This is a genomic window from Pseudomonas sp. TH49 (assembly GCF_016650625.1).
Lineage (GTDB): Bacteria > Pseudomonadota > Gammaproteobacteria > Pseudomonadales > Pseudomonadaceae > Aquipseudomonas > Aquipseudomonas fluorescens_H.
In genome coordinates, this window is the sequence record NZ_JAEKFL010000002.1 from 378910 (window position 1) to 395966 (window position 17057).

13 protein-coding genes are annotated in these 17057 nt (G+C 60.7%); 8 read left to right on the plus strand and 5 right to left on the minus strand.

What is annotated here, in order from left to right:
* Positions 1-63: 63 nt before the first annotated feature.
* Positions 64-939: a LysR substrate-binding domain-containing protein gene (locus JFU48_RS19150; protein WP_045122513.1), complete on the minus strand. Its 876-nt coding sequence runs from the start codon at positions 937-939 to the stop codon at positions 64-66.
* Between the two features lie 218 nt (positions 940-1157).
* Positions 1158-2336: a hypothetical protein gene (locus tag JFU48_RS19155; RefSeq protein ID WP_201137318.1), complete on the minus strand. Its 1179-nt coding sequence runs from the start codon at positions 2334-2336 to the stop codon at positions 1158-1160.
* Positions 2337-2522: 186 nt separating this feature from the next.
* On the opposite strand from JFU48_RS19155, the gene JFU48_RS19160 reads away from it, so the two are divergent.
* From JFU48_RS19160 to JFU48_RS19185, 6 genes are all read left to right on the plus strand, one after another.
* Complete coding sequence (locus JFU48_RS19160) at positions 2523-3455, plus strand: LysR substrate-binding domain-containing protein (protein WP_045122512.1); 933 nt, start codon at positions 2523-2525, stop codon at positions 3453-3455.
* A 233-nt stretch (positions 3456-3688) separates the two neighbouring features.
* Positions 3689-5113 (plus strand): aldehyde dehydrogenase, encoded by a 1425-nt coding sequence (gene aldA / locus JFU48_RS19165; protein ID WP_201137319.1) that lies wholly within the window; start codon positions 3689-3691, stop codon positions 5111-5113.
* An 82-nt stretch (positions 5114-5195) separates the two neighbouring features.
* Positions 5196-6515, plus strand: coding sequence for an MFS transporter (locus JFU48_RS19170; protein WP_201137320.1), 1320 nt, complete (start codon positions 5196-5198; stop codon positions 6513-6515).
* Position 6516: 1 nt separating this feature from the next.
* Positions 6517-7734, plus strand: coding sequence for a mandelate racemase/muconate lactonizing enzyme family protein (locus JFU48_RS19175; protein WP_103484175.1), 1218 nt, complete (start codon positions 6517-6519; stop codon positions 7732-7734).
* Positions 7735-7890: 156 nt separating this feature from the next.
* The gene (locus JFU48_RS19180) at positions 7891-9504 is read left to right on the plus strand and encodes a GMC family oxidoreductase (RefSeq protein ID WP_201137321.1); all 1614 of its coding nucleotides are present in this window, start codon (positions 7891-7893) and stop codon (positions 9502-9504) included.
* A gap of 119 nt (positions 9505-9623) precedes the next feature.
* The gene (locus JFU48_RS19185; RefSeq protein WP_201137322.1) at positions 9624-10229 is read left to right on the plus strand and encodes a DUF6338 family protein; all 606 of its coding nucleotides are present in this window, start codon (positions 9624-9626) and stop codon (positions 10227-10229) included.
* Between the two features lie 191 nt (positions 10230-10420).
* Here the strand turns inward: JFU48_RS19185 and JFU48_RS19190 are convergent, their stop codons facing one another.
* Positions 10421-11305 (minus strand): LysR substrate-binding domain-containing protein, encoded by an 885-nt coding sequence (locus tag JFU48_RS19190; RefSeq protein ID WP_045122511.1) that lies wholly within the window; start codon positions 11303-11305, stop codon positions 10421-10423.
* Between the two features lie 159 nt (positions 11306-11464).
* On the opposite strand from JFU48_RS19190, the gene ydiJ reads away from it, so the two are divergent.
* A complete protein-coding gene (gene ydiJ / locus JFU48_RS19195) occupies positions 11465-14491 on the plus strand; it encodes a D-2-hydroxyglutarate dehydrogenase YdiJ (RefSeq protein ID WP_201138498.1) in 3027 nt (1008 codons plus the stop codon).
* Here the strand turns inward: ydiJ and JFU48_RS19200 are convergent.
* The gene (locus JFU48_RS19200; protein WP_003225888.1) at positions 14424-15113 is read right to left on the minus strand and encodes a paraquat-inducible protein A; all 690 of its coding nucleotides are present in this window, start codon (positions 15111-15113) and stop codon (positions 14424-14426) included. The genes ydiJ and JFU48_RS19200 overlap by 68 nt on opposite strands.
* Positions 15110-15706: a paraquat-inducible protein A gene (locus JFU48_RS19205; RefSeq protein ID WP_201137323.1), complete on the minus strand. Its 597-nt coding sequence runs from the start codon at positions 15704-15706 to the stop codon at positions 15110-15112. The genes JFU48_RS19200 and JFU48_RS19205 overlap by 4 nt, the downstream gene beginning before the upstream one ends.
* 181 nt (positions 15707-15887) lie before the next feature.
* On the opposite strand from JFU48_RS19205, the gene JFU48_RS19210 reads away from it, so the two are divergent.
* Complete coding sequence (locus tag JFU48_RS19210; RefSeq protein ID WP_201137324.1) at positions 15888-17057, plus strand: DUF1624 domain-containing protein; 1170 nt, start codon at positions 15888-15890, stop codon at positions 17055-17057.

Below are 17057 nucleotides of genomic sequence, written 5' to 3' on the forward strand. Positions count from 1 at the left end.
AAACAATGCTGACCGACACACCGCTATCGCGAGCAGGCTCACTCCTACAGGGTAACTGTTGTGTCAGGGATTGCTCACCAGACTCAGCCACTCGGTAAACAGCTTCACCTTCGACAAACCCTGCTTGTCATTCGCCACATCCAGCCAATAACCATAAGGGCCGATCACTTCAATCGGGGTGATCGGCAGCAGGCTGCCGTTGGCCAGTTCCTTTTCGATCATCTGCCGGTCGATCACTGCCAGGCCACCGCCGGCCAGTGCGGTGTGGATCACCTGATCCAGGGTGCTGAATTCCAGGCCTTGTCCGGCATCGACATCATCGCGGCCCATGGCCGCCAGCCAGTTCTCCCAGACCTGCAAACGCTTGCCGTCGTGCAGGATGTGCAGCAGCGGAAATTGCCGCAGATCCGGCGGCTGAGCGCCGTTGAACAACTCCGGGCTGGCGACGGCGATGTGCCGTTCCATCACCAGTAACTGGCTGGCGCACTGGGGGGACGCCGCGAGGCCGAAACGGATGTGGCAATCGATCTCGGCGAGGCTGTCGTGGCTGGCCTGATTGGTCACGCTGAGGCTGATGTCCGGGTAGCGCTGGCAGAAGGCACGCAGGTGCGGCGACAGCCAGCGCGTCGCCCAGGTCGGTGGCGCCAGAACACGCAGGCGCTGACGCAGGTTGGGCACGCGAATGGCTTGCAGGGCGCGTTCCATGTGGTCGAAGGCTTCGGCCAGATGCGGCTTTAGATTGCTGCCGGCCTCGGTCAGCGACAGGCCTTGCGGCGTGCGCACGAACAGCGCGACACCGAGGTAGTCTTCGAGTTGTTTGATCTGGCGACTGACTGCGCCCTGGGTGACGTTCAGGCCGAGTGCGGCCTGACTGAAACTGCGATGCCGCGCGACTTCTTCGAACACGCGCAGGGTGTTGAGCGAGGGCAGTTGACGCATGGAGGTAGGACCCCAGGTCGAGCGTGTGGCTCGGTTTTATTTTTGTAGGTTTTGTTGGTAGGGGTTATCTGACTATTGGTGAGGAACGGATGCAAGTGTTGTTTGGCAGGACGCCTTCGCGAGCAAGCCCGCTCCCACAGGTTTTGTGCCTGACATAAATCCATTGTGGGAGCGGGCTTGCTCGCGAAGGCTGACTTTCAGGCGCAGTAAAATCCGGATCAGAAGTAATAACCGACGTTCACATACACCTGATTTTCCCACTGATCCAGCCCGCCCGCGCCCAGGCTCTGGGTGTAGCTGCTACCACCGATGTACGGATCGTTCTTGCCAAACAGCCACTCGGTCGCCACCCACAATTTGCTCACTGAAAACGAGCTGCCGAGGATCATTCGTTGCGAGGTCTTGAAGCCGCTGGCGGATTTGTCGAAGGCGCTGTAGTTGGCGTAAAGCTTGACGCCGCTGATCTGATCGAACAGGTATTTGCCGGCCACGTCGTAACTCAGATCCGCCACGTACAGATTGCCGCGACTGGCGACGTTGTAAGTGCCGTCGTAACCGCCGAGGGTCACCAGCTCATCGGTGCCGGCATTGCGCGGCGACATTTGCTGACGTGCCGCCTGCAACTGCACGCCCCACGGGCCGTTCTTGCCCAGGTAGTGCACGGCCACGGCGTTGCGCCGACCGTCGTTATCGGTGTCCTTGTTTTCCAGGGTCGAGGTCAGCCCGGAGATCCCCACTTCGGATTTCCATGGGCCCAGATCCAGGGCTTTCGCCACGCGCAGCACCACGGTGTTGCGTTCCTGGTTGGCGCTGCCGTCAGCCACGTAGCTGTCGGCTTCGGACACGACGCTGGAGTAGGTCACGCCCTTGCTGGTGCCTTTGCCTTGCCACGCCGGGCGCAGGTAGTAACCGGCCTGGATATTCCAGTCGCCGCTTTGCTGAACGTATTTGGCGCCGACCTGTTGCACGTCTTCGAGGCCGATGACGTTGCCCAGGGTCTCGTAGAAGGTGCTGCCGAAGTACGGCTGCAAGCCGAACGGCACGGTGTTCAGGCCGACTTGCACCTGCTGGTCCGGGTTGAACCTGTAGCCGACCCAGGCGAATTTGGCGAACTGAATGTCGCCGTAATTTTTCGTGTACTGGTAGGGGTAGGAGCGACCATAGAAGCGGTATTGCGCCTCGCCGATCCAGGAATCGGAGTTGTACTTGGCGCTGAGAAAAACCGTATCGAGACCGAACTTCTGAATGTCGCGATCCGGGTCCAGGTCCCAGCGCGCACGAATGGCGCCACCCAGGTCGAGGTTGTCGGTAACTTGCACGGCCATCGCCGGAGCGGCAACGCTGCAGAACAGGACGATTGAGGTGGTGCGCAAACGCAAGGAAGCAGAGAAGGGCATGGAGCGGCTCTCGATTGTTTTTATTAGAGATGCCGCGCAGTCTTGCCATCCGCCGGGCGTGGGACAAACGATAAAAACGATGCGCAAACCTGCATCGAATGCATGTTACTCAAAAAATCCTGTAGGACAGTCCGGTACGCTCATGGGATGCTCTGCAACTTGTCAGTGGTTTTCGAGTGCCTTGATATGAAACGCAAAATGCCCGGCTTGAACGCGCTCAAGGCGTTCGAAGTGGCCGGCAGCACCGGCAGCTTCACCCGCGCCGCCGAGCTGCTCAATGTCACCCAGAGTGCGGTCAGCCGTCAGGTGCGGCAACTGGAAGAGCAGCTCGGCGAAAGTCTGCTGGAGCGCCGTCATCACCATCTGGAGCTGACCGCCGCCGGCAAGATCCTGCTGCGGGCACTGCATCAGTCGTTCGACAAGATCGAGCTGACGGTGCGCAGCATCCAGCAGAAAACCCACTCCAACCGTCTGCACATCAACGCACCGCCGACCTTCACCAGTCGCTGGCTGATGCCACGCCTCGGGCGTTTGCGCGAGCAGCACCCGGAGCTGGAACTGAGCATCACCACGCGCTTGCAGGACAGCCTGGCGGAAACCAGTACCCTCGATTGCGCGATCCGCTTTGGCGACGGCGAGTGGGACGGTCTCGACAGTTCGCTGTTGATCCAGGAGCGGCATATCGCGGTGTGCGCGCCATCGCTGTATGCACGGGAGGGAAGCGAACAGGGCATCGACCTCAATCGCCTGACCCTGCTGCATGTGCTGGCCAAGGAAGATCAGCGTTACCTGACCTGGAAGCACTGGCTGGACGCGGCGCACATCAGTGGCGTCGATACCCAGGGCGGTTACGAATTCGATTTGCTGGACCTGGCGATTCAGGCAGCGACCGATGGTCTGGGGATCACCATTGCCGACTGGCACATGGTTGCGGCGGAACTGGCCAGCGGACAATTGACGCAAGTGCTGAATGTGCATGTGGAGGGGCATCAGTCGTACTGGCTGGTGACCCGCCCGGAGCAGACCGAGATGCCGCAGTTGCAGGTGTTTGCGCAATGGCTGCAGGAGGAAATCTGGCTGGCGCAGCGCCAACTGGAGCCTTCGACCGCAGCCACCTGACACCCCGCAAATCCCCTGTGGGAGCGGGCTTGCTCGCGAAAGCGGTGTGTCAGTCACCTGTACGTCACAGTCAGACCGCCGTCGCGAGCAGGCTCACGCCTGCAGGGGATGTGTGCTTATGCGAAGGTAACCTGCATTTTTCGAATGTTTCCCCGCCCTTTAAATCGTTTGTTCAACCCGCCACCGATGACAAGACTGGTGGCATTGATAAAAACAAACGATGGGCGATGCACATGCGAATCGAGCGAAACTTTGTAAACGGCCACTTCATCGAGCCGGCCAGCGCGGCAATGATCGCGGTGTACAACCCCGCCACTCAAGCGCTGCTCGGCCATGTCTCGGCTGCCACCGCCGAAGAAGCCACCGCAGCCGTCGATGCCGCGGCGGCCGCACAAAAAGTCTGGGGCAAACTGACCAGCATCGAGCGCGCCGAACACTTGCGCGCATTCGCCACCGCGCTTGAGGAGCGTGCCGAGTCCATCGGCGCCGCGCTCGCCGCCGAGTCCGGCAAGAGTCTCAGCGACGCCAGCAACGAAGCACGCTATGCCGCGCAGATCACCCGTTACCACGCCGAGTGGGCGCGGCGCATCGAAGGCGAGATCATCCCCAGCGACAGCCCCGACGAAAACCTGTTTCTGCACCGCGAGCCGATCGGCGTCGTCGCGTGCCTGATTCCGTTCAACTACCCGGTCTACACCTTGCTGCGCAAAATTGCCCCGGCGCTGATTGCCGGCAACACCGTGGTGGTGCGCCCGAGCAACAACACCCCGACCTCGGCATTCGAAATCGCCAAAGCGGTGCAGCAGTCGGGCATGCCGGCCGGGGTGATCAATATTCTGACCATGGATCACGCCACCGCTGCCACGGTGTGCACGCATAAGGCTGTTGGCCTGATTACCTTGACCGGCAGCGTCAATGCCGGGCGCATCGTGCTCGATTACTGCAAGGCCAACATCGCCAAGCCTTCGCTGGAACTGGGTGGCAAGACGCCGGCCATCATCGAAGCCGATGCCGACCTCGAAGCCGCCGCCAGCGCGATCATCGCCTCCAAGACCACCCACTGCGGGCAGTTGTGCACGGCGGTGGAAAGAGTCTACGTGCAGGAAAGTGTCCACGACCGATTCCTCGCGCTGCTCAAGGCCAAAATCGCCGAGGTGAAATTCGGTGACCGCGCCACCGATGCGAGCCTGATGGGACCACTGGTCAACGCCAGTTCGCAGCGGAACATTCACGCCATGGTCGAGCGTGCCATGGCCGACGGCGCGGTGCTCGAAAGCGGTGGTGTGTTGCCGCAAGGCCCGGGGTATTTCTATCCGCCGACCCTGCTCAGCCACTGCCGCCAGGACATGGAAATCGTTCAGGAAGAAATCTTCGGCCCGGTGCTGCCGGTGCTCAAGTACCGCGACATCGACGAAGCATTGGCCATGGCCAACGACCACCAGTTCGGCCTGTCGTCGGTGCTCTACACCGAGAACTACCGCACCGCGCAGAAAGTCGCCAACGCCATCGAGGCCGGCGAGCTGTACGTCAATCGCACCCCGGCCGACCCGTATCAGGGCTACCACGCCGGTTGGAAACGCTCGGGCCTGGGCGGTGATGACGGCAAGCACGGGATGCTCGAATTCACCCAGACCCGACTCGTGGTCATGAAGTACTGAAACACCGCAACACGCCTCATGCTGCACCTATAAAAACAATTATCAGGGGCGCCCGGAGCACGGGTTGCCCGAGGTCACTTCAATGTCCAAGCATGCATCCTCTGCTGCCGCTGTTCAGGGTTCCAACTCGGCTGTGAAAAGCCGGAGCGACAAGGGAAGTCGCTATTTCCAATTGATGTTGCTGGTGCTGGCCGCCGGTGCGATCTACCCGATTCTGTACCTGCGTCAGGTCTACCAGACCACGATGCTCGAAGTGTTCCAGATCAACCACAGTGAACTGGGCTATCTGTACTCGATGCTCGGCACGATTTTCCTCCTCAGCTACTTGCCCAGCGGCTGGTTGGCGGATCGCATTGCGCCACGCTTTCTGATTTTCTTCTCGCTGGTGGCGACCGGCGCTTTAGGCCTGTGGTACTCGACGGCACCATCGATGACCGGGCTGATGATCATCTTCGGTTGCTGGGGCCTGACCACCGGTTTGACCTTCTGGGCCTCGGTGCTCAAGCGGGTGAAGATGATTGCTCACCCTACCGAGCAAGGGCGTTTTTTCGGCATCCTCGACGGTGGTCGCGGTCTGGTCGAGGCGTTGCTGGCAACGGTTGCCCTGGCGCTGTTTGCCTTCGCCACCGAAAGCCGTGGTGAGTCCACAGCCGAAGGCTTCAGGCATGTGGTCTATCTCTATGCCTTCACCTGTATTGCCATCGGCTGTGTGCTGGTGTTGATCAAGGATCCGAAGTCGATGGCGGACACGCCGCCGGTGGAGAAGGGCAAGTTCAACCTGCTCACCGATCTGGCGACGCTGGTGAAGATTCCCGAGCTGTGGCTGGTCACCGCCATCGTGTTCTGCGGCTATCACATCTTCTGGGCGACCTACAGTTTCTCGGACTACCTGCAAGGCAGCGGCCTGACCGCGGTCATGGCCGGCACCATCACCACCATCAAGCTGTGGATGCGCCCCATCGGCGGCATCGGCGGCGGCTGGCTGGGGGACAAGTTCTCGAACATCTCGGTGCTGATCGTCGCGCTGTTGCTGGCGAGTCTGGCGATTGTCGGGCTGATCGTATTCCCGGCGCTCAACAGCATGGGGTTGCTGATCGCCACGGTGATTTTCATTGGCCTGATGACTTACGCGATTCGCGGTTTGTACTGGGCGATTCTCGACAGTTGCAACATTCCGCTGCGCATCACCGGCCTGGCCATCGGCATCGTCTCGGTGGTCGGCTACATGCCGGATGCCTTCATCCCGTTGATCAATGGCTACCTCACCGAGCACTTCCCCGGCGCCCTCGGCTACAAGCTGTACTTCGGTTACATCGCCTCCGTTGGTCTGATCGGTACCCTGGCTGCCGTGACCCTGCGTGCCCGAATCAATCGCAAAACTTCAGATAAAGCAGGTGCCTGACATGAAAATCATCGCCCTTGAAACCCATATCGTCGCCGTTCCGCCACCGCACATCGGCGGCATGTACTGGCTGTTCGTCAAGCTCAAGACCGATTGCGGCATCGAAGGCGTGGGCGAGATCTACGCGGCGACGTTCGGTCCCAAAGCCATGCTGCCGATCATCGAAGACGTGTTCGAGCGCTACCTGCTCAATCATGACCCGCACCACATCGAACGCTTCTTCCGTCAGGCCTATTCCAGCGGCTTCACCCAGCGTCCCGACCTGACCATGATGGGCGTGGTCAGCGGTCTGGAAATGGCCTGCTGGGACATCATCGGCAAAGCGGCGAACAAACCGGTCTACGAGTTGCTCGGCGGCAAGGTCAACGAACGTCTGCGTTCCTACACCTACCTGTACCCGGTCAACAGCCGTGGCGAATACGACTACGACGATCCGGATTTGGCGGCTGAATGCGCCGTCGAGAACATGAACAAAGGCTTCACTGCGCTGAAGTTCGACCCGGCCGGCCCATATACCGCGTACTCCGGGCACCAGATCTCGCTGCAGGTGCTGGAACGCTGCGAAACCTTCTGTCGCAAGATCCGCGAAGCGGTGGGCAACCAGTGCGACCTGCTGTTCGGAACTCACGGGCAGATGGTGCCGTCGTCGGCAATCCGTCTGGCCAAGCGCCTGGAAAAGTACGACCCGCTGTGGTTCGAAGAGCCGGTGCCGCCGGGGCAGGAAGAGGCCATGGCGCAAGTCGCGGCCAAGACCAGCATTCCGATTGCCACTGGCGAACGCCTGACCACCAAGTACGAATTCTTCAAGCTGCTGCAGGCCGGCGGCGCGTCGATTCTGCAGATGAACGTCGCCCGCTGCGGCGGCCTGCTCGAGGCGAAGAAGATCGCCAGCATGGCCGAAGCCTACTACGCGCAAATTGCTCCGCATCTTTACAACGGCCCGATCGGCGCTGCGGCGAGTTTCCAGCTGGCGACCTGCACACCGAACTTCCTGATTCAGGAAAGCATCGAGACCTGGGGCGGCTTCCACGCCGAGATCCTGAAGAAGCCGTTGCAGTGGGAGGACGGCTACATCATCCCGTCCACCGAGCCGGGGCTGGGCGTGGAGCTGAACATGGACGTGGTGCGCAAGCATTCGCCGTACACCGGCGAGCGCCTGCACCTGCAAATGGCACCGACTCCGGTTGACGTCAAAGACACCTCGCCGGCCAAGGGCTGACAGAGGCCCATTGTGGGAGCGGGCTTGCTCGCGAAAGCGGTGTGTCAGGTTCACAAATGTCAGTTGACCGAGCGCCTTCGCGAGCAAGCCCGCTCCCACAGGGGACATGCGTTGCTCATCCGATTTTTTGTACAACGACTTACGCGGTAACCGTGCATGACATACGACTACATCATCGCTGGCGCCGGCGCAGCAGGTTGCGTGCTGGCCAATCGGCTTTCGGCCTCCGGGCAATACACGGTGCTGCTGCTGGAAGCGGGTGGCAAGGACAGCTCGCTGTGGTTCAGGATCCCGGTCGGCTTCGCCAAAATGTATTACAACCCGACCTTCAATTGGATGTACTACAGCCAGCCGCAGAAGCAGTTGGGCAATCGCGAAATCTACGCCCCGCGCGGCAAAGTGCAGGGTGGTTCGGGTTCGATCAACGCGATGATTTACGTGCGCGGCCAGGCCCACGACTTCGATGACTGGGCGGCCAACGGTAACGACGGCTGGGGCTTCAAGGACGTGCTGCCGTACTTCCGCAAACTGGAAAACCATCCGCTGGGTGACAGCGAATACCACGGCGGCAGCGGCCCGATCAGCATCACTCCAATGAAGGGCCAGACTCACCCGATTTGCGATGTGTTCCTCGAAGGCTGTTCAGAGTTGGGCTACCCGCGCAGCGACGATTTCAACGGGGCAAAATTCGAAGGCGCGGGCCTGTACGACGTCAACACCAAAAACGGTCAGCGTTGCTCCAGCAGCTTCGCGCATTTGCATCCGGCACTGAGCCGGCCGAACCTGACCGTCGAGCATTACGCCTTGGTCGATCGCGTACTGTTTGACGAGACGCAGCAGCGCGCCACAGGCATCTCGATCACCCAGCATGGTGTGGTGCGGACGTTCACCGCGCGCAAGGAAGTGATTCTGTGTGCCGGCGCAGTCGACACGCCGAAAATCCTGCAATTGTCCGGCGTGGCTGATCGCGCGTTGCTGGAAAAGCACCAGATCCCGCTGGTCAGGCACCTGCCGGCAGTGGGGCAGAACCTGCAAGATCACCTGTGCGTGAGCTACTACTACAAAGCCAATATCCCGACGCTGAACGATGAACTGAGCTCGCTGTTCGGCCAGCTCAAACTCGGCATCAAATACCTGCTGACCCGCAAGGGCGCGCTGGCCATGAGCGTCAATCAGGCGGGCGGTTTCTTCCGTGGCAACGCGCAGCAGGCGCATCCCAATTTGCAGCTGTACTTCAACCCGCTGTCGTACCAGATTCCGAAAAACAACAAGGCCAGCCTCAAGCCGGAGCCGTATTCGGGCTTCCTGCTGTGCTTCAACCCGTGCCGGCCGACCAGTCGCGGCCACGTCGAAATTGCGTCGAAGAATCCGCGTGATGCGGCGCTGATCGATCCGAACTATCTGAGCACGCAAAAGGACATTGACGAGGTGATCCAGGGCAGTCGCCTGATGCGCAAGATCATGAACGCTCCGGCGCTCAAGAGCATCACCGTTGATGAGGTCCTGCCGGGACCGGCAGTGGAAACCGACGAGCAGATGTTGCAGTACTTCCGCGACAACTGTGGCTCCATCTATCACCTCTGTGGTTCCTGCGCGATGGGGGCGGATGAGCAGACTTCGGTGGTCGACAAGCGTCTGAAGGTGCATGGCCTTGCCGGGTTGCGAATTGTCGATGCGTCGATCTTCCCGAACGTGACCTCGGGCAATACGCATGCCGCGGTGCTGATGGTGGCGGAGAAGGGCGCTGATCTGATTTTGCAGGATGCGTAGGTTTTAGCGGCTGGCGTAATGCGCTGTGACAGTTGCGCGGCGGCATTTTTTCAGCGTGCGCTAGGCTTTGATTGCCGGTCACTTATCGGGCCGGCAAGTCTTTCAAGGAGCCACGGATCATGGATGATCTGGTCAAGGAAGTTATTCCGTTGTTGCAGTATCTGATTCCCGGATTTGTTTCTACCTGGATTTTTTACACGCTCACTTCGTTCAAGCGGCCTGACACCTTTGGGCAGATTGTGCAGGCGTTGATTTTTACGTTTGTGATTCATGGGGTGGTGTTGGGGATCGGGGCTATTGGCTTATGGATAGGCTCGAAGGGCTTTTCTGTAGGGAAATGGGATGGCAAAGCCCAGGCTATTTGGGCGTTTATGGTTGCAATGGGGCTTGGCTTGTTGTCGTGTGCTCTGGCTTCGAATGACAAATTGCACAAATGGTTACGAAGAAAAAATGTAACGAATAAAAACTCTTACCCCAGCGAGTGGTACAGCACCTTTGCTCGCCACAATCGGCTGGTTACGCTGCATTTGACGGATGAAAGGCGATTGTTTGGCTGGCCCGTCGAGTGGCCTTCCGGCCCCCTGGAGGGGCAGTTCATCATGCTGAATCCAGGCTGGCTGGGGGAGGATGGCGTGGCGTTGCCTTTTGGCGCCGAAATATTGGTGATAGATTCCTCGAAAGTCCAGTGGGTCGAATTCAGTTCTGTCGAAGAGGTTTCATCATGAGCGCAAAAGAGCCTACTCCCATGCCGCCAAGCGTCAGGCGCCTCTTTTATGGCCCGGACGGCAAGCTGCTGGCCAAACCCCTCGTCAAAGGGCCGAGTGCGCCGCCACCGCTAAAGCGCCAGTACCGGGATTGACCGAACGCCGCTCATCGAGCGGCGTTTCGTTATGTTGTGCATTGGTGGGATCTCCGGTCAGAGCGTATCCACCAACCAATCCCTGAACGCTTTCAGTGACGGTAACGCCTCATTACGCGGCGGATACACCAGGTAATAGCTGCGCCGGCTGGTGATCGGCTCCCCCAGTTGCAGCAGCTCGCCGTTAAGCAATTCATCCTCCACCAGAATCCGCGGCACCAGCCCGACGCCAATATTCGCCCGCACCGCTTGGATCAGGTGCGAAGTCATTTCAAAGCTCGGGCCTATGCGCATGCTGCGGTGTGGCAAACCATGATGCGTGAACCATTCCGCCCAGGCCTGGGCGTTGCTGCTGACATTGAGCAGTAACTGCCCGGCGATGTGTTGTTCCGCTTCATCACGTTCGGCCAATGACAACTGCGCACTGGCAATCACCACCAGTTCTTCAGTGTGCAGGGGCAGGGCACTCAAGCCCGGCCAGTCTCCCGCACCGACACAGATCGCCGCATCGATCTCGCTGGTGTCGAAGTCAATCGCTTCGATCCGTGAATGCAAGTGCACGGTCATGCCGGGGTGCGCGGTGTAGAAGTCCTTGAGTCGCGGCAGCAGCCATTTCGAGCCGAAGGTCGGCAGCGTCGCCAGACGCAAACTGTGGATGCCTGAACCGAACGCCATGGCCTGCAGGGTCGCGCTGCGGATCTGCCCGAGGGCTTCGGCCAGTTCACGCTGATACATGCGCCCGACATCGGTCAGCACCACTTGCCGACCTTCGCGGCTGAACAGGCGCATGCCGAGCATCTTTTCCAGAATCTGCACCTGACGGCTGACTGCGCTTTGCGTCAGCGACAGTTCGTGGGCGGCGCGGGTGTAGCTTTCATGGCGTGCGGCGGCCTCGAAGGCCAGCAATAACGACATGGAAGGGGTGAGGGTTCGCGGATTCATTCGTTTTAGTCATGGATTGCGGGTCGATTTTACGTTTGTCCCGACGGCGCCAAGCAATGAACATAAGCACCATGAGATGGCGGGAGCGTGACGCAATCATTCATTGCGCACAACTGTTCACCGCCACACGGCCCGATTTTGACCGAGATTTCCTCACCGATGATTGCCCAGCTGTCACCCGCCGCTGCATTGACCACTGATTACCAACTGTTCCTCAACGCCCTGAAAGCCAGTGGTTTTCGTGGCGAGATCAGTGCCGACTACGCCAGCCGCGTAGTGCTCGCCACCGACAACTCGATCTACCAGCGTCTGCCGCAAGCGGCGGTGTTTCCAATGGATGCGGAGGATGTGGCGCGGGTGGCACGGCTGATCGCCGAGCCGGCGTATCAGCAAGTGGTGATTACCCCGCGTGGCGGTGGTACCGGCACCAACGGCCAGTCGCTGACCGACGGCATCGTCGTCGACCTGTCGCGGCACATGAACCGCATTCTGGAAATCAACGTCGAGCAGCGCTGGGTGCGGGTGCAGGCCGGGGTGGTCAAGGATCAGCTCAACGCCGCGCTGAAATCAGCCGGGCTGTTTTTCGCCCCGGAGCTGTCGACCTCCAACCGCGCCACCGTTGGCGGCATGATCAACACCGACGCCAGCGGCCAGGGCAGTTGCACCTACGGCAAGACCCGCGACCATGTGCTGGAACTCGACATGGTTCTGCGCGGCGGTGAACGCCTGCACGGCGCCGCGCTGGCGGAAGACGACCTGACAGCGCTGTGCGCCCGTGAAGATCGAGTGGGTGAAGTTTATCGCTGTGCGCGGCAGATCATCGACGAGCAGGGCGAGCTGATCCAGCAGCGCTTCCCCGATCTCAACCGCTGCCTGACCGGCTACGACCTGGCGCACCTGCGCGAGGCCGACAAGCGTTTCAACCTCAACAGCGTGCTGTGCGGCGCCGAGGGCTCACTCGGCTTTGTGGTCGAGGCAAAGCTCAACGTGCTGCCGATCCCCAAGCACACGATGCTGGTGAATATCCGCTACGCCGGGTTCATGGATGCGTTGCGCGATGCCCGGGCGCTGATGGCGCTCAAGCCGCTGTCGATTGAAACCGTGGATTCCAAGGTGTTGCTGCTGGCGATGCAGGACATCGTCTGGCACGGCGTCGCCGAATACTTCCCGGAAAGTGCCGAGCGGCCGACACTGGGGATCAATCTGGTGGAATTTTGCGGTGACGATGCTGAAGATCTGCAACGCCGGGTCGAAGCTTTCCTCGAACACTTGAGCAGCGACACCACCGTCGAACGTCTCGGCCATACCTTGGCGGTGGGTCAGGCGGCGGTGAACAAGGTCTATGGCATGCGCAAGCGCGCCGTCGGCCTGCTCGGCAACGTTGCCGGCGAAGCGCGGCCGCAGCCGTTTGTCGAAGACACCGCGGTGCCGCCGCAGCACTTGGCCGAGTACATCGCCGAGTTGCGCGAACTGCTCGACAGCCACGGTTTGCAGTACGGCATGTTCGGCCATGTCGATGCTGGCGTGCTGCACGTGCGGCCGATTCTCGACATGAAGGATCCGCAGCAAGCGGCGCTGGTGCGTCCGGTGTCCGACGGTGTCGCCGCGCTGACCCAACGCTACGGCGGCCTGTTGTGGGGCGAACATGGCAAAGGTCTGCGCTCGGAATACGCGCCGGCCTTTTTCGGCGAGCTGTACCCGGCGTTGCAGGCACTGAAAGCCGCGTTCGACCCGTTCAACCAGTTCAACCCGGGCAAGATCGCCACCCCGGCCAACACCGCTGCGGCATTGCTGAAGATCGACGAAGTGACCCTGCGCGGCGAACTCGATCGGCAGATCGACGAAAAGGTCTGGCAGAGTTACGGCGCCGCCATGCATTGCAACGGCAACGGCGCCTGCTACAACTTTGATCCCGACGACGCCATGTGCCCGTCGTGGAAAGCCACCCGCGAGCGTGCGCAATCGCCCAAGGGCCGCGCCTCACTGATCCGTGAATGGCTGCGTTTGCAGGGCGAGGCAGGGGTGGATGTGCTGTCGGATGCGATCCGCCGCCCGGCGTTTTTCCGCAACCTGTGGACGCGCTGGCGCAACAGCCGTGGGCAGGCCGCAGACTTTTCCCATGAGGTGTATGACGCCATGGCCGGATGCCTGGCGTGTAAATCCTGCGCGGGGCAATGCCCGGTCAAGGTCAACGTGCCGGAGTTCCGATCGCGTTTCCTTGAGCTGTATCACAGCCGTTATCTGCGCCCGGCGCGGGATTATCTGATTGCTTCGCTGGAGTACAGCATTCCGTACATGGCGCGGATTCCGGCGCTGTACAACGGTTTGATGGGCGCTTCATTCGTGCGCCAACAGTTGGAGCGTCTCGGTGGAATGGTCGATGTGCCGTTGCTCAGCCGCTTTGATTTCCACGCGGCGATGCGCCGCTGGAAGGTGCAGCCGGCGACGGTTTCCACGCTGTCGACGCTGACCCAGGCCCAGCGCGAGCGCAGCGTGGTACTGGTGCAGGATGCCTTCACCCGTTACTTCGAAGCGCCGCTGCTGGCGGATCTGGTGGAGCTGATTTCGCGGCTGGGCTATCAGGTTTATCTGGCGCCGTTCAGCGCCAACGGCAAGCCGCTGCATGTGCAGGGCTTTCTGTCGGCGTTCAACCGCGCGGCACTGCGCAATGCGCGGCAACTGCGAGAGCTGGCGGATGTTGGCGTACCGTTGCTGGGGCTGGATCCGGCGATGACCCTGGTCTATCGCCAGGAATACTTGAAAGTGCCCGGCATGAACCAATGCCCGGAAGTCGCGCTGGTACAGGAATGGCTGCTCAAGGTGGTGCCGGAGCAGGCGAATAACAAATCGGCAAGTGCATTCCGACTCCTGGCGCATTGCACCGAGAAAACCAACGCGCCGGCCGCCACCCGTCAGTGGGAGCAAGTGTTCGAACGGGTCGGCTTGAAACTGGCGACGCAGGCCACCGGTTGCTGCGGCATGTCCGGCACCTACGGCCATGAAGCACGCAACCGTGAAACCTCGGCGGTGATCTACGAGCAATCGTGGGCGCGGCAGGTCGAGGCACCGGCGGAGCAGGGCGAAGCACTGGCCACCGGTTATTCGTGCCGCAGTCAGGTCAAGCGCCAGTCGGATCGGGCGCTGCGCCATCCGTTGCAGGTGCTGCTTGAGGTGGTACGTCGCTGAGCGGTTCGTCGTCCGGGGCGTTGTCCCAGATCAGCCGTGGGTCGAAACTCATCGCCGAGAGCATGGTGAACACTACCACCATGCCGAAAAACAGGATGCCCGGGCGTGGTTCGATATCGCCCAGCGCCTGGAACTTCACCAGCGCCGCGACCAGCGCGACCACCAGCACGTCGAGCATCGACCAGTAGCCGATCAGCTCGACGAAACGGTACAGCTTCGAGCGCTCACGGCGCGCCCAGCCGCTGTCGCGCTGCACGGTGATCAGCAGCAGCGACAGGGCCACGAACTTGATGCCCGGCACCGCGATGCTGGCGATGAAAATGATCAACGCGATGTCCCACGCGCCGCCCTCCCAGAACTCCAGCACGCCGCTCATGATCGTGCTGTCGGCGCCGTTGCCGAGCATCATGGTGTTCATCACCGGCAGCAGATTGGCCGGCACATAAAACGCCAGCGCGGCAAACAGGAAGGCCCAGGTACGCGCCAGAGAATTGGTCTTGCGCCGATGCAACGGCGCGTCGCAACGCGGGCACTGGTGCGGCTCATCGGTCATATCGCAGGCCAGCCCGCAGCTGTGGCACAGGCACAGATTCAGTTCGCTGGCGGTCGCGGGTCGTTTCATAGAATGTCCCACAGGTCACGAATATCGCGGCCGGCAATGCGGATCATCATCAGGCTCAACACGGCCAGGGCAAACAGGCCGATACCCGGCAGCACATCGAGCAGCCCGGCCAGTTTGAACACCGCGACCATCGCCCCCAGCAGACACACTTCGAGCATGCTCCACGGACGCAGCGTTTCCAGCCAGCGCATGCACAGCTTGAACCCCGGCGCGCGGCGCGACGACAGGGCGAAACTCAGCACCCAGATCAACAGCACCAGTTGAAACGCCGGGGCGATGATGATCGAGATCGCCGCGACCATCGCCATGAACGTGATTGGCCCCTGACTCAGCGCCAGCACCGAATCCCACAGCGTCGCGCTGTTCTTCAGGCCCTTCATGCTGATGCTCATCACCGGATAGAAATTGGCGAACAGCCACAGCATCGCCGCGGTGAAACTCAAGGCCAGGCGCTGCTCGACGGTCAAGCCGTTATAGCGCTGCAGCACGCCGCCGCAACGTACGCAGAGGGTTTTCTGGTGTTTGCCGAGCGCGACTTTTTCGTACACGCAATCGCAATGCTCGCAGATGATCAGGTGTTCGGTTGAGGTCATGGGCAACGCTCGACAGCAGGCGCAAAGGGCAGGGGGCGCCTGATCACTATAGAAGCCCGGCGTGATTGGGCAAATGTCGTTTGGGTTGGGAATCGACTTTTAATGTTATAGAGTAACGCGAATTTTTGGCGGGGCGTGCGGTTGCGATCCCCTGATTCATTTACTCGTTGGCGAAATCTCCATGACGATTGCGTGTGCCCGTTCCAACCCGCTGCCGACCGGCCGCTTGCTGTCCATTGATGCGTTACGCGGTCTGGTCATCCTGTTCATGCTGCTGGATCACGTGCGTGAAACGTTTCTGTTGCACCGCCAGGTGACCGACCCGATGGACATCGCCAGCACCGAGCCGGCGTTGTTTTTCAGTCGCACCTTGGCGCATCTGTGTGCACCGGCGTTCGTGTTGCTGACTGGACTGTCCGCGTGGCTGTTTGGCGAGAAGTACGCGGGCAAGGCCGATGTCAGTGCCTTTCTGTTCAAGCGTGGGCTGTTTCTGGTGGCGCTGGAATTCAGCTTGGTGAACTTCGCCTGGACGTTTCAGTTGCCGCCGAGCGTGATCTATCTGCAGGTGATCTGGGCGATTGGTTTGAGCATGATTGCGTTGTCGCTGCTGGTCTGGCTGCCGCGCTGGCTGCTGCTGACGCTGAGTCTGGCGATCATTGCCGGGCATAACCTGCTCGATGGGCTGCATTTCGCGCCGGAGTCGGCACTGCATGTGCCATGGGCGATTCTGCATGACCGCGGCTGGATCGAAGCCGGCGACAGCCTGCGTTTGCGCACCTCGTATCCGTTGTTGCCGTGGATCGGCGTGATCGGTCTGGGTTATGCGCTGGGCCCGTGGTTTGCCCGTGCGGCCGACGCCGGAGTTCGTCAGCAGTGTCTGTTGCTGGCTGGTATTGCCGGACTGCTGGGTTTCGTCGGGCTGCGGCTGCTCAACGGATACGGCGAAAAGCCTTGGGCGGTTGAAGACACGACCGTGCAAACGCTGATGGCGTTTTTCAACATCACCAAGTATCCGCCATCATTGCTGTTCATCACCCTGACGGTGAGCGTCGGATTGCTGTTGTTGCTGGTGTTCGAACGGCTGCAAACGCGTCGCTGGATTCGCTGGCTGACGGTCTTCGGTTCCGCACCGATGTTTTTCTATCTGCTGCACCTGTACGTGCTGAAGGTGCTGTACCTGATGGCGCTGGCGCTGTTCGGACTGAATCAGGGCAGCCATTTCGGATTCGACTCGGTACCGGCAATCTGGCTGGTATCGGTGCTGTTGGCGGTTGGGCTGTACCCGGCGGTGCGCTGGTTTTCCGCGCTGAAATCGCGGCGCCGCGATATTGCCTGGCTGAAGTATCTGTAA

Coding starts and splice junctions, on each gene's coding strand:
- JFU48_RS19150 (WP_045122513.1), bottom strand. CDS start 939: ATGCGTCAACTGCCCTCGCTCAACACCCTGCGCGTGTTCGAAGAAGTC.
- JFU48_RS19155 (WP_201137318.1), bottom strand. CDS start 2,336: ATGCCCTTCTCTGCTTCCTTGCGTTTGCGCACCACCTCAATCGTCCTG.
- JFU48_RS19160 (WP_045122512.1), top strand. CDS start 2,523: ATGAAACGCAAAATGCCCGGCTTGAACGCGCTCAAGGCGTTCGAAGTG.
- aldA (WP_201137319.1), top strand. CDS start 3,689: ATGCGAATCGAGCGAAACTTTGTAAACGGCCACTTCATCGAGCCGGCC.
- JFU48_RS19170 (WP_201137320.1), top strand. CDS start 5,196: ATGTCCAAGCATGCATCCTCTGCTGCCGCTGTTCAGGGTTCCAACTCG.
- JFU48_RS19175 (WP_103484175.1), top strand. CDS start 6,517: ATGAAAATCATCGCCCTTGAAACCCATATCGTCGCCGTTCCGCCACCG.
- JFU48_RS19180 (WP_201137321.1), top strand. CDS start 7,891: ATGACATACGACTACATCATCGCTGGCGCCGGCGCAGCAGGTTGCGTG.
- JFU48_RS19185 (WP_201137322.1), top strand. CDS start 9,624: ATGGATGATCTGGTCAAGGAAGTTATTCCGTTGTTGCAGTATCTGATT.
- JFU48_RS19190 (WP_045122511.1), bottom strand. CDS start 11,305: ATGAATCCGCGAACCCTCACCCCTTCCATGTCGTTATTGCTGGCCTTC.
- ydiJ (WP_201138498.1), top strand. CDS start 11,465: ATGATTGCCCAGCTGTCACCCGCCGCTGCATTGACCACTGATTACCAA.
- JFU48_RS19200 (WP_003225888.1), bottom strand. CDS start 15,113: ATGAAACGACCCGCGACCGCCAGCGAACTGAATCTGTGCCTGTGCCAC.
- JFU48_RS19205 (WP_201137323.1), bottom strand. CDS start 15,706: ATGACCTCAACCGAACACCTGATCATCTGCGAGCATTGCGATTGCGTG.
- JFU48_RS19210 (WP_201137324.1), top strand. CDS start 15,888: ATGACGATTGCGTGTGCCCGTTCCAACCCGCTGCCGACCGGCCGCTTG.